The organism is Streptomyces sp. NPDC059895, from assembly GCF_042731035.1.
Lineage (GTDB): Bacteria > Actinomycetota > Actinomycetes > Streptomycetales > Streptomycetaceae > Streptomyces.
Map to the genome: position 1 here is coordinate 125728 of NZ_JBHWKO010000019.1, position 11681 is coordinate 137408.

Below are 11681 nucleotides of genomic sequence, written 5' to 3' on the forward strand. Positions count from 1 at the left end.
CCGTCGTCGAAGACTGGTGGAACAGCCCTCGCCTGGACGACCAGCGCCGCTTCGAGGGGGGCCCCCCCCCCCCCCCCCCCCGCCCACCCCGCGCCCGGCCGGGCCCGCGGCAACCCGGCCGCCCACCAAGCCACCGCGCGCCCCCCCCCCCGCGGGCCGGGGCGCCCCCGGCCGGGGGCCCCCCCGCTCCCGCGCGACCTCTGTCGGGCGGCCTCAGACGTTGAAGCCGAGCGCCCGGAGCTGCTCGCGACCGTCGTCCGTGATCTTGTCGGGGCCCCACGGCGGCATCCAGACCCAGTTGATCCGCAGCTCGCTGACCAGACCGTCCGTGGCGGACTTGGCCTGGTCCTCGATGACGTCCGTCAGCGGACACGCCGCGGAGGTCAGGGTCATGTCGACGGTCGCCACATTGGAGTCGTCGACGTGGATGCCGTAGATCAGGCCGAGGTTGACGACGTCGATGCCCAGTTCGGGGTCGACGACGTCCATCAGGGCCTCACGGAGTTCCTCCTCCGAGGCCGGCTTCATCTCCACGGTCTCGCTCATGCCGTCTTCCTTTCGGCGTCGGCGACCAGCGCCTGGGCCGTCGCGTCCTTCCACGCCATCCAGCTCAGGAGGGCGCACTTGACCCGGGCGGGGTACTTGGAGACACCGGCGAACGCGACGGCGTCCTCCAGCACCTCCTCCATCGCGTCGTCCGGCTCGATCCTGCCCTTGGACTGCATCAGCTCCAGGAACGTCTCCTGGATCCGCTGCGCCTCGGCCAGCTCCTTGCCGACGAGCAGGTCGTTCAGTACGGAGGCCGAGGCCTGGCTGATGGAACAGCCCTGGCCCTCGTACGAGACGTCCTCGACCGTGGTGCCGTCGTACTTGACACGCAGGGTGATCTCGTCGCCGCACGTCGGGTTGACGTGGTGCACCTCGGCGTCGCCATCCCGCAAGCCCCGCCCGTGCGGGTTCTTGTAGTGGTCCAGGATGACTTCCTGGTACATGGAGTCCAGCTTCATGCGATCGCTCGTCCCGTCAGCCGAAGAAGTTCCGTACGTGCTCCAGCCCCTCGACCAGCGCGTCGATCTCGGCAGGCGTGGAGTACAGATAGAACGACGCGCGCGTGGTCGCGGGAATTCCGTAGCGCAGGCAGACGGGGCGGGCGCAGTGGTGGCCCACCCGTACCGCGATGCCCTGCTCGTCCAGCACCTGGCCCACGTCGTGCGGGTGGATGTCACCCAGCGTGAAGGAGATCGCGGCACCGCGGTCCTCGGCCGTGGCGGGGCCGATGATGCGCAGGTCCGGCACCTCCGTCAGCCGCCGCACCGCGTACTCGGTGATCGCGTGCTCATGGGCGAGGATCTTGTCCATGCCGATGGAGGACAGGTAGTCGATCGCCGCGCCCAGACCGACCGCCTGCGCGATCGGCGGCGTGCCCGCCTCGAACTTGTGCGGCGCGGGAGCGTAGGTCGAGGAGTGCATCGACACCGTCTCGATCATCTCGCCGCCGCCGAGGAACGGGGGCAGGTCCTCCAGGAGCTCCTGGCGGCCCCAGAGGACGCCGATGCCCGTCGGACCGCACATCTTGTGACCGGTGAAGGCCACGAAGTCGGCCTGGAGGGCCTGCACGTCGAGGGGCATGTGCGGCGCCGCCTGCGACGCGTCGATCAGGACCAGGGCCCCGACCTCCTGCGCCCGGCGGACTATCGCCTCGACCGGGTTGACGGTGCCGAGGATGTTCGAGACGAGCACGAAGGAGACGATCTTCGTCTTCTCCGTGATGACCTCCTCGATGTCCGAGAGGTCGAGACGGCCGTCGTCCGTGAGGCCGAACCACTTCAGCTTCGCGCCCGTGCGCTGCGACAGCAGCTGCCACGGCACGATGTTGGAGTGGTGCTCCATCTCCGTGATGACGATCTCGGTCTCGGAGTCCACGCGGTAGGGCTCGTCGGCCCAGCCCAGCATGTTCGCCACGAGGTTCAGCGACTCCGAGGCGTTCTTGGTGAAGATCACCTCGTTGCGGCTGGGCGCGTTGATGAACGCGGCGACCTTGTCACGCGCGCCCTCGTACAGCGCCGTGGCCTCCTCGGCGAGCACATGCACACCGCGGTGGACGTTGGCGTTGTACCGCTCGTAGTACTCGCTCAGGGCGTCCAGCACCTGGCGCGGCTTCTGCGAGGTCGCCGCGTTGTCCAGGTACACGAGCTTCCGGTCGTCGTGGACCAGACGGTCCAGGATCGGGAAGTCCTTGCGGATCGCCTCGGTGTCGAGGAGGCCCGGCAGCTGTGTCACGCGGATGCGCCACCCTTCGAGTACGCCTCGTAGCCCTCGTTCTCCAGCTTGTCGGCGAGCTCGGCACCGCCGGACTCGACGATCCGGCCGCCGGAGAAGACGTGGACGTGATCGGGCTTGATGTAGCGCAGGATGCGCGTGTAGTGCGTGATCAGCAGGGTGCCGACCTCGCCGGTCTCGCGGACGCGGTTGACGCCCTCGGAGACGATGCGCAGGGCGTCGACGTCGAGACCGGAGTCGGTCTCGTCGAGGATCGCGACCTTCGGGCGGAGCAGCTCCAGCTGGAGGATCTCGTGGCGCTTCTTCTCACCGCCGGAGAAGCCCTCGTTGACGTTGCGCTCGGCGAAGGCGGGGTCCATGTTGAGGCGCTCCATGGCCTCCTTGACCTCCTTCACCCAGGTGCGCAGCTTGGGGGCCTCGCCGCGGATGGCGGTGGCGGAGGTGCGCAGGAAGTTGGAGACCGAGACGCCGGGGACCTCGACGGGGTACTGCATCGCCAGGAACAGGCCGGCGCGGGCGCGCTCGTCGACGGACATCTCCAGGACGTCCTCGCCGTCGAGGGTGACGGTGCCGCCGGTGATCGTGTACTTCGGGTGACCCGCGAGCGAGTAGGCGAGGGTCGACTTGCCGGAGCCGTTGGGGCCCATGATGGCGTGCGTCTCGCCCTGCTTCACGGTGAGGTCGACGCCCTTGAGGATCTCCTTCGTGGCGTTGTCGGCCTCGACGGTGACGTGCAGGTCTCGGATTTCAAGCGTTGCCATGGGTGCCTCAGGACTCCTGGGTGAGGGAGACGAGCACGTCGTCCCCTTCGATCTTTACGGGGTAAACGGGGACGGGGCGCGTCGCGGGGAGGCCGGACGGCTTGCCGGTGCGGAGGTCGAACGCGGAGCCGTGCAGCCAGCACTCGATCTGGCAGTCCTCCACCTCGCCCTCGGAGAGCGAGACGTTCGCGTGGGAGCAGATGTCGTGGATGGCGAACACCTCCCCCTCGGTACGGACGACCGAGACCGGCGTGCCGTCGAGTTCCACCCGTTTGGGGGTGTCCTCCTCCAGCTCGCTCAGCCCACAGGCGCGTACGAACGACGTCATGCGACCGACGCCTCCAGCTCCTCTTCGATCTTGGCGATGAGGCGCTCCTCGATGTCCTGGACACCGATCTGCTGGACCAGCTCGGCGAAGAAGCCGCGGACCACGAGACGGCGGGCGTCGTGCTCCGGGATGCCGCGGGCCATCAGGTAGAAGAGCTGCTCGTCGTCGAAGCGGCCGGTGGCGGAGGCGTGGCCCGCGCCGACGATCTCGCCCGTCTCGATCTCCAGGTTGGGGACCGAGTCGACGCGCGCGCCGTCCGTGAGGACCAGGTTGCGGTTCATCTCGTAGGTGTCGGTGCCTTCGGCCTTGGCCTCGATCAGCACGTCGCCGATCCACACCGCGTGCGCGTCGTCGCCCTGGAGCGCGCCCTTGTAGACGACGTTCGAGGTGCAGTGCGGGGTGTTGTGGGTGACCAGGAGGCGGTGCTCCTGGTGCTGGCCGGCGTCGGTGAAGTACAGGCCGAAGAGCTCCGCCGAGCCGCCGGTGCCGGCGTACTCGACGCGCGGGTGCAGGCGGACGACGTCGCCGCCGAAGGTGACGACGACGGACTTGAAGGAGGCGTCGCGGCCGATGAGGGCGTTGTGCTGGCCGACGTGGACGGCCTTGTCGTCCCAGTCCTGGACCGAGACGACGGTCAGCTTGGCGCCGTCGCCCAGGACGTAGTCGACGTTGGCGGCGAGCACGGCGTCACCGGTGTGGTCGATGACGACGACGGCCTCGGCGAAGGCGCCCAGCTCGACGATCTGCTGGCCGAAGGCGGTGCCGCCCTCGCCGTGCACGGCGATGCGGATCGGCTCGGTGAGCACCGTCTCCTTGGGGACGGTGACCACGCCGGCCTGCTCGAAGGCCGCGTAGGCCTGCGCCGCGACCCGGTCGACGGGGGCGCCGGCCCGGCCGAGGCGGGCGTCGTCGCGGCCGACGGTCTCGACGGTGACGCCCTCGGGGGCCTCGACGGTGACCTTCACACCTTCGCCGGTGGCGACGGCGGTGCCGTCGTGCAGACCGCGCAGGCGCTCCAGCGGGGTGAACCGCCACTCCTCCTCACGGCCGTGCGGGACGGGGAAGTCCGCCACGTCGAAGGACGGGGGGGCGCTCATGCGCGAGACGACGGTCGACTCCGCGGCGACCGCGATCGAGCCGGCGGTGGTCGACCCCACGGGTGGGGGTCCCCCCGCTCGAGCGGATCCGGGAGTGGGGGAGTTCTGGGCCTCAGCCATGGCTGTCGTTGTGCTCTCTTTCCTACGTCAGTGGGAGATCCTCGGCCCGCCCGGAGGGGGCGGGCCGGTGCTGCCGGAACGGCGTGCGGTCGTCAGCCGACCGAGCCCTCCATCTGCAGCTCGATCAGCCGGTTGAGCTCCAGCGCGTACTCCATCGGCAGCTCCTTGGCGATGGGCTCGACGAAGCCGCGCACGATCATCGCCATCGCCTCGAACTCGCTCAGACCACGGCTCATCAGGTAGAAGAGCTGGTCGTCGGAGACCTTGGAGACGGTCGCCTCGTGGCCCATGGACACGTCGTCCTCGCGGACGTCCACGTAGGGGTAGGTGTCGGAGCGGGAGATGGTGTCGACGAGCAGCGCGTCGCACAGCACGTTCGACTTGGAACCGGCCGCGCCCTCGCCGATCTCGACGAGACCCCGGTAGGAGGTACGGCCGCCGCCGCGCGCCACCGACTTGGAGACGATGTTGGAGGAGGTGTTCGGCGCCATGTGGACCATCTTGGAGCCGGCGTCCTGGTGCTGCCCCTCGCCCGCGAAGGCGATGGAGAGGGTCTCGCCCTTGGCGTGCTCGCCCATCAGGTAGACGGCCGGGTACTTCATCGTCACCTTGGAGCCGATGTTGCCGTCGATCCACTCCATGGTCGCGCCCTCGTAGGCGACGGCGCGCTTGGTGACCAGGTTGTAGACGTTGTTCGACCAGTTCTGGATGGTCGTGTAGCGGCAGCGGGCGTTCTTCTTGACGATGATCTCGACCACGGCGCTGTGCAGCGAGTCCGACTTGTAGATCGGGGCCGTGCAACCCTCGACGTAGTGCACGTAGGCACCCTCGTCGACGATGATCAGGGTCCGCTCGAACTGGCCCATGTTCTCCGTGTTGATACGGAAGTAGGCCTGGAGCGGGATCTCGACGTGCACGCCCGGCGGCACGTAGATGAAGGAGCCGCCCGACCACACGGCGGTGTTCAGGGAGGCGAACTTGTTGTCACCGACCGGGATGACGGTTCCGAAGTACTCCTTGAAGAGCTCCGGGTGCTCCTTGAGAGCGGTGTCGGTGTCGAGGAAGATGACGCCCTGCTCCTCCAGGTCCTCACGGATCTGGTGGTAGACGACCTCGGACTCGTACTGGGCCGCGACACCGGCGACGAGGCGCTGCTTCTCCGCCTCCGGGATGCCGAGCTTGTCGTACGTGTTCTTGATGTCCTCGGGCAGTTCCTCCCAGGACGCCGCCTGCTTCTCGGTGGAGCGGACGAAGTACTTGATGTTGTCGAAGTCGATGCCCGACAGGTCCGAGCCCCAGTTGGGCATGGGCTTCTTCTCGAAGAGCCGCAGACCCTTGAGGCGGAGCTTGGTCATCCACTCCGGCTCGGACTTCTTCGCGGAGATGTCCTTGACGACGTCCTCGTTCAGACCGCGCTTCGCAGAGGCGCCGGCTTCGTCGGAGTCGGCCCAGCCGTATTCGTACTTGCCCAGGCCCTCGAGTTCGGGGTGGGCAGTCTCCGTGGGGAGAGTCATGCGGGGTTCCTCCCGGCCGTGCTTGCAGATGCGTTGTGGGAAATCTTGGGGATGAACGTCGTGCAGACGCCGTCGCCGTGCGCGATGGTCGCCAGCCGCTGGACGTGTGTTCCGAGCAGCTGGGAGAAGATCTCGGTCTCCGCCTCGCACAGCTGCGGGAACTGCTCCGCGACATGGGCCACCGGGCAGTGGTGCTGGCACAACTGCTCGCCCTTTTGCGGGAGGGGCGCGCTGCGCGCCGTAGCAGCGTACCCGTCCGCGCTCAGGGCCTTGGCCAGCGCTTCGGTGCGCTCCTCGGGCGCGGCGGCCTCGACCGCCTCGCGGTAGGCGGTGGCCTGCTCGGCGATCCTCGCGCGCGCGAAGGCGACGACGGCCTCGTCCCCGCCGAACCGCTGCTGGATCCACCGCAGCGCGTCCGCGGCGAGCTTGTCGTACGACTGGTCGAAGGCGTCCCGGCCGCAGTCGGTGAGGGCGAAGACCTTGGCGGGCCGTCCGCGGGTCCGCGCTCCGTACACCCGCTGCTCACGGGCCTCCACGACGTCGTCGGCGGCCAGCGCGTCGAGGTGCCGGCGTACGGCCGCCTGGGTGAGTCCCAGCCGCCCGGCCAGCTCGGCGACGGTCGAGGGCCCGTGGTCCAGGATGGACCGCGCGACCCGGTTGCGCGTGGAGCGCTCACCGGTCGCTAGCTCCTCCTGAGGGGCCCCCGTGGGGGTCTCCCGAGCCTCGCCGACGTTTTTCACAACGCCATTGTTGCGTAATTCCTCGGAGCCAGGCAAGCCACATCCGGACCGGCGGACGGTGCCCTGCGTCACTTAGGTATACCTAATCTGACCTGCGGAAACGATCTTTGATCGATCAGAACGGCACCGGCCCCACCCGCCTCGCAGCACCCCCTCCGAAGCCGTTCCGGACCCCGCCCGCACCCCCTCCGACCGGCCCTCTTGCCGCTCGCGACCCCTTCTCCGCACAGCCCGGCGCACCGAGGTCCGAAAGTGGAGAAATCGTCCGCTCCCGCGCGTCGCCCGGCTCCCTCGGGGTCCGGCCGGCGCACCGGCCCCGCGCGGAGGGGAGCGGCCACCCGCCCGTCTGGGCGCCCGCTCGCGAACCTAGACTCTGGAGCCATGCGAACTGAGCCTGTCGTCGAGGTGCGGGCCCTGGTGAAGCGGTACGGGACGAAGACCGCGGTGAACGGCCTGGACCTGACGGCCCGGCCCGGTGTCACCGCCGTCCTCGGCCCGAACGGCGCCGGCAAGACGACGACGATCGAGACCTGCGAGGGGTACCGCGCGCCGGACTCCGGCACCGTGCGCGTCCTCGGGCTCGACCCGGTGGGACAGGCCCGCGCGCTGCACCCCCGGATCGGCGTGATGCTCCAGTCGGGGGGCGTGTACTCGGGCGCGCGGGCCGACGAGATGCTCCGGCACGTGGCCCGGCTGCACGCCCGTCCCCTGGACGTCGACGCCCTCGTCGAGCGGCTCGGCCTCGGCGGCTGCGGCCGGACCGCCTACCGGCGGCTGTCCGGCGGGCAGCAGCAGCGGCTCGCGCTGGCGATGGCCGTGGTCGGCCGCCCGGAGCTGGTGTTCCTGGACGAGCCGACCGCCGGCCTCGACCCGCAGGCCCGCCGCGCCACCTGGGACCTGGTCCGCGACCTGCGCGCGGACGGCGTCTCGGTCATCCTGACCACCCACTACATGGACGAGGCCGAGCAGCTCGCCGACGACGTCGCGATCATCGACGCCGGCCGGGTCATCGCCCAGGGCTCCCCCGACGAACTGTGCCGCGGCGGCGCCGAGAACACGCTCCGCTTCACCGGCCGCCCCGGCCTGGACGTCGGCTCGCTGCTGAAGGCCCTGCCCGCGGACTCCGCCGCCGCCGAGCCGACGCCGGGCTCGTACCGGGTGACCGGCAAGATCGACCCGCAGCTGCTGGCGACGGTGACCTCGTGGTGCGCGCAGCACGGCGTGATGCCGGACCGCATCTCGGTGGAGCGGCACACCCTGGAGGACGTGTTCTTGGAGCTCACAGGCAAGGAGCTGCGCTCGTGACCACCGCCGGCACCTACACCCCCGCCCCGGGGGCGGCCCCTCTCCCGCGCATGATCGCCGCACAGGCGGCGCTGGAGACGAAGATGCTCCTGCGCAACGGTGAGCAGCTGCTGCTCACCGTCGTCATCCCGACCCTGCTGCTGGTGCTGTTCAGCGCGGTGGACATCGTCGACACGGGCGAGGGCGAGGCGGTGGACTTCCTCGCCCCCGGCGTCCTCGCGCTCGCCGTGATGTCGACCGCGTTCACCGGCCAGGCGATCGCCACCGGCTTCGAACGCCGCTACGGCGTCCTGAAGCGGCTGGCGTCCTCCCCGCTGCCCCGCTGGGGCCTGATGACCGCGAAGACGCTGTCCGTGCTGGTCACGGAGGTCCTCCAGGTCACCCTGCTGACGGTGATCGCCTTCGCGCTGGGCTGGTCCCCGCACGGCAACCCGTTCGCCGTGCTGCTCCTGCTGGTCCTGGGCACGGGCGCGTTCTCCGGGCTCGGCCTGCTGATGGCGGGCACGCTGCGGGCGGAGGCGACACTGGCCGCCGCCAACCTGGTCTTCTTGCTGCTCCTGGTCGGCGGCGGGGTCGTCGTGCCGCTGGAGAAGTTCCCGCCGGCCGCGCAGGACGTCCTGGGCCTGCTGCCGATCTCCGCCCTCTCCGGCGGACTGCGCGACGTGCTCCAGCACGGGGCCGGGATGCCGTGGGGCGACCTGGGCGTCCTGGCGGTGTGGGCGGTGGCGGGCCTGGCGGCCGCCGGGCGCCTCTTCCGCTGGGAGTAGCCCGCTTCCGTACGCCACCGGGACCCCTCGTGAACGCGTGCACAAGCGGCCCCCTACGATGGGAGGCGTGCCAAACGTGACCCGTGCAGACGCCGCAGCGGCCGTCCGCAACCCCCTCGCCTTCATCGCCGAACGCTGGACCCCCGCCCCCCGGACGGTCCGGCGAGCGGCCCTCGCCGCGCTCGTGATGTCGGTGATCATCGTGGTCACCGGCGGTGCCGTGCGGCTCACCGGGTCCGGGCTCGGCTGCCCGACCTGGCCCAAGTGCACCGCCGACTCCCTCACCGCGACCAGTGAGATGGGCCTGCACGGCGCCATCGAGTTCGGCAACCGCATGCTCACCTACGTGCTGTGCGCCGCGGTCGGCTGGGCGATCGTCGCCGCCCGCTCGCAGAAGCCGTACCGGCGCGGTCTGACCCGGCTGGGCTGGGCGCAGTTCTGGGTCGTGATGAGCAACGCGGTCCTGGGCGGGATCGTGGTCCTCGTCGGCCTCAACCCGTACACCGTCGCCGCGCACTTCGTGGCGACGTCGGCCCTGATCGCGATCGCCACCGTGATGTGGCAGCGCGCCGGGGAGGGCGACGCGGCACCCCGCCCGCTGGTCGGCGGGGCGGTGCGGCAACTGGTGTGGTTCCTGGTGGCGGCCTCGGTGCTGCTGATCCTGGTCGGCACGGTCGTCACCGGCGCGGGCCCGCACGCGGGCGACTCCAGCGAGGTCGAGCGGATGCCGGTCGACTGGGAGGCGGTCACCAAGGCGCACGCCGTACTGGCCTGGATCGTGGTGTCGCTGACGTTCGCCCTGTGGTTCGTCCTCAAGGCGGTCGACGCCCCCCAGGGCACCCTGCACCGCACCCGTGACCTCTTCCTGATCCTCCTCGCCCAGGGCGCCATCGGCTACGTCCAGTACTTCACCGACCTCCCCGAGGTCCTGGTGGGCCTGCACATGCTGGGCTCCGCCCTGGTGTGGATCGCGGTGCTGCGGGTGGTGCTGGCGCTGCGCGAGCGCACGGAGACGACGGCAGGCCTGCCGGGCACGCCTGCCGAGGCGACCGTCGGCTCACGCGCCTGAGCCGGCCGCACGCGCACCCCGGCCCGTCCTCCTCCCCTCACCCCAGCCCGTACACCCGCCGCGCGTTCCCCGCCGCCACCAGCCCCGCGACCCGCTGCGCGTCCGCCGGGGACCAGGCGCCCTCCGCGACCCAGGTGCCCAGCACCCGGCCGAGGGCCTCACGGAAGAGCCGGGCGCCGACCACGTGCAGTTCGGGCAGGCCCTGGGCGCCCGTGGAGAAGAGGATCTTCCCGAAGGGCGCCAGTTCCAGGATCTCGGCCAGGATCGTCGCCGCGCGGGCGCCGGTGCGCACGAGCGCCGCGCCGGAGTCGGCGTAGACGTGCGGGAAGACGCCGGCGAGGTGGGCGGCGTGGCGGTGGTAGGGGTAGCCGTGCAGCAGCACCAGGTCCGTGCCCAGTCCGGCCGTCGCACGGACGAAGTCCGTCAGGAGGACGGGGTCGGTCCGGTCGATGCGCAGGCCCGGCGCGCCGAGCCCCGCGTGCAGTTGCAGCGGCAGCCCCGAGGCGACGGCGATCCACAGCAGGTGCCGCAGCAGCACCGGGTCGCTCAGCTCCCCGCCGACCCGGCGTGCGGCCAGCCACCGTCCCGCCGCCCCCCGCACCTCCCCCGGCCCGGGCGGCTCCGGCGCGAGCGCCAGGCCGTGCCGGACGCCGGCCACGGAGGTGAAGGCGACGGCGTGCGCGGCGGCGGCGTGCACGGCCTCGGCGAGGTTGGCGAGGAAGGACTCGACGGTGCCGGAGGTGTCGGCGACCTGTTCGGCGAGGAGTTCCAGGCGCACGATCTCGCGGGCCTGCGCCCCGCCCGCGGAGGCGATCTCGTCGGGGCCCGTGAGGTCGCCGGGCAGCCCGGTGTCGACCAGGTAGGTCGTGATGCCGCTGCCGCGCAGCAGCCGGCGGCCCGCCTCCAGTACGCCGATCTCACGACGCCGGGCGAGGTAGCGGGCGGGCGGGCAGTGCGGCTCCAGGCCGAGGAGCGGGGGACACCAGCGGCGTACCGCGAAGCCCGTCTGGGTGTCGAAGAGGGTGGTGCCCGGGGCGGGCGGGCCCGCGGTGCGGGCCAGCTGGGCCTCGAAGGTGCCGAGACCCAGCTCCGTTCTCAGGACGCCGTGGCAGTACTGGTCCACCAGGGACGGCGTTTCGATCATCCGGGACTCCCCGACGGCTGGACCGTGTGCTCGGCGTGCTCCTCACACGGCCTAACGGGTGAACCCGGTGTCAGGTGTTGGTCGGGTGGTGCTCAGGTGTTGGACGGGCCGCCGATCTGGATCCCGGCCATACGCGTCCACTCGTACGGCCCGGTGCGCACCTTGGCCGCGAACTCGCCGTCGAACGTCTCGTGCACGGTGATCCCGGCCTTCTCGACGGCCTTGCGGGCGGTCTCGACCGAGGTCGCCACCAGGTCGCCCCAGCCGCCGTCCTCGCCGACCAGCACGATCCGGGCGCCGCGCTCCCCGAGGTAGGCGATCTGGCCCTCGGCCCCGCCGTGCGCCGTGGAGAAGGCGCCGATCCGCTTGGCGAGCCGGGCGACCTCGCGCCCGTCCTTCGCCTCAACCTGCTTGGTGTCTGCCATGGCCAGGATGCTACCGACGGGTAGATGGAACGGCGACGGCCGGGGTGCGTGGCCGTTTCCACGCACCCCCGCCCTCCCGCCGGACAAGATGTAGGGGGGTCCGCGCCAGTAACGGTCGACAGCCCCCCCCA

Annotated in this window: 13 protein-coding genes; 3 read left to right on the plus strand and 10 right to left on the minus strand. The window is 70.9% G+C overall.

Going from position 1 to position 11681, the window contains the following annotated elements:
• Positions 1-213 precede the first annotated feature (213 nt).
• From ACFV9M_RS22645 to ACFV9M_RS22680, 8 genes are all read right to left on the minus strand, one after another.
• Complete coding sequence (locus ACFV9M_RS22645; protein WP_004989638.1) at positions 214-546, minus strand: metal-sulfur cluster assembly factor; 333 nt, start codon at positions 544-546, stop codon at positions 214-216.
• Positions 543-1007 carry a Fe-S cluster assembly sulfur transfer protein SufU gene (sufU, locus tag ACFV9M_RS22650; RefSeq protein ID WP_385079118.1) on the minus strand — a complete coding sequence of 155 codons (465 nt, stop codon included), beginning with the start codon at positions 1005-1007 and terminating at the stop codon, positions 543-545. Before sufU ends, ACFV9M_RS22645 begins: the two co-directional genes overlap by 4 nt.
• 16 nt (positions 1008-1023) lie before the next feature.
• Positions 1024-2280, minus strand: coding sequence for a cysteine desulfurase (locus tag ACFV9M_RS22655; protein WP_385079121.1), 1257 nt, complete (start codon positions 2278-2280; stop codon positions 1024-1026).
• Positions 2277-3041: a Fe-S cluster assembly ATPase SufC gene (sufC, locus tag ACFV9M_RS22660; protein WP_385079124.1), complete on the minus strand. Its 765-nt coding sequence runs from the start codon at positions 3039-3041 to the stop codon at positions 2277-2279. The genes ACFV9M_RS22655 and sufC overlap by 4 nt, the downstream gene beginning before the upstream one ends.
• A 7-nt stretch (positions 3042-3048) precedes the next feature.
• On the minus strand, positions 3049-3369 hold the full coding sequence (locus ACFV9M_RS22665; protein WP_250403840.1) for a non-heme iron oxygenase ferredoxin subunit: 321 nt from the start codon (positions 3367-3369) through the stop codon (positions 3049-3051).
• Complete coding sequence (sufD, locus tag ACFV9M_RS22670) at positions 3366-4586, minus strand: Fe-S cluster assembly protein SufD (RefSeq protein ID WP_385079127.1); 1221 nt, start codon at positions 4584-4586, stop codon at positions 3366-3368. The genes ACFV9M_RS22665 and sufD overlap by 4 nt, the downstream gene beginning before the upstream one ends.
• 92 nt (positions 4587-4678) lie before the next feature.
• On the minus strand, positions 4679-6100 hold the full coding sequence (gene sufB / locus ACFV9M_RS22675) for a Fe-S cluster assembly protein SufB (RefSeq protein WP_385079130.1): 1422 nt from the start codon (positions 6098-6100) through the stop codon (positions 4679-4681).
• On the minus strand, positions 6097-6840 hold the full coding sequence (locus tag ACFV9M_RS22680) for a helix-turn-helix transcriptional regulator (protein WP_385079133.1): 744 nt from the start codon (positions 6838-6840) through the stop codon (positions 6097-6099). Before ACFV9M_RS22680 ends, sufB begins: the two co-directional genes overlap by 4 nt.
• A 381-nt stretch (positions 6841-7221) precedes the next feature.
• Here ACFV9M_RS22680 and ACFV9M_RS22685 point away from each other — a divergent pair, with 381 nt between their 5' ends.
• The 3 genes from ACFV9M_RS22685 to ACFV9M_RS22695 are packed head-to-tail and all read left to right on the plus strand — an operon-like array spanning position 7222 to position 9981.
• Positions 7222-8145: an ABC transporter ATP-binding protein gene (locus tag ACFV9M_RS22685; protein ID WP_385079136.1), complete on the plus strand. Its 924-nt coding sequence runs from the start codon at positions 7222-7224 to the stop codon at positions 8143-8145.
• A 50-nt stretch (positions 8146-8195) separates the two neighbouring features.
• The gene (locus tag ACFV9M_RS22690; protein ID WP_385079149.1) at positions 8196-8912 is read left to right on the plus strand and encodes an ABC transporter permease; all 717 of its coding nucleotides are present in this window, start codon (positions 8196-8198) and stop codon (positions 8910-8912) included.
• Between the two features lie 58 nt (positions 8913-8970).
• Positions 8971-9981: a heme A synthase gene (locus ACFV9M_RS22695; RefSeq protein ID WP_385079139.1), complete on the plus strand. Its 1011-nt coding sequence runs from the start codon at positions 8971-8973 to the stop codon at positions 9979-9981.
• Between the two features lie 37 nt (positions 9982-10018).
• Here the strand turns inward: ACFV9M_RS22695 and ACFV9M_RS22700 are convergent, their stop codons facing one another.
• The gene (locus ACFV9M_RS22700; protein WP_385079142.1) at positions 10019-11125 is read right to left on the minus strand and encodes an amidohydrolase family protein; all 1107 of its coding nucleotides are present in this window, start codon (positions 11123-11125) and stop codon (positions 10019-10021) included.
• A gap of 92 nt (positions 11126-11217) precedes the next feature.
• Complete coding sequence (locus ACFV9M_RS22705; RefSeq protein WP_385079145.1) at positions 11218-11550, minus strand: hypothetical protein; 333 nt, start codon at positions 11548-11550, stop codon at positions 11218-11220.
• Positions 11551-11681: the final 131 nt, after the last annotated feature.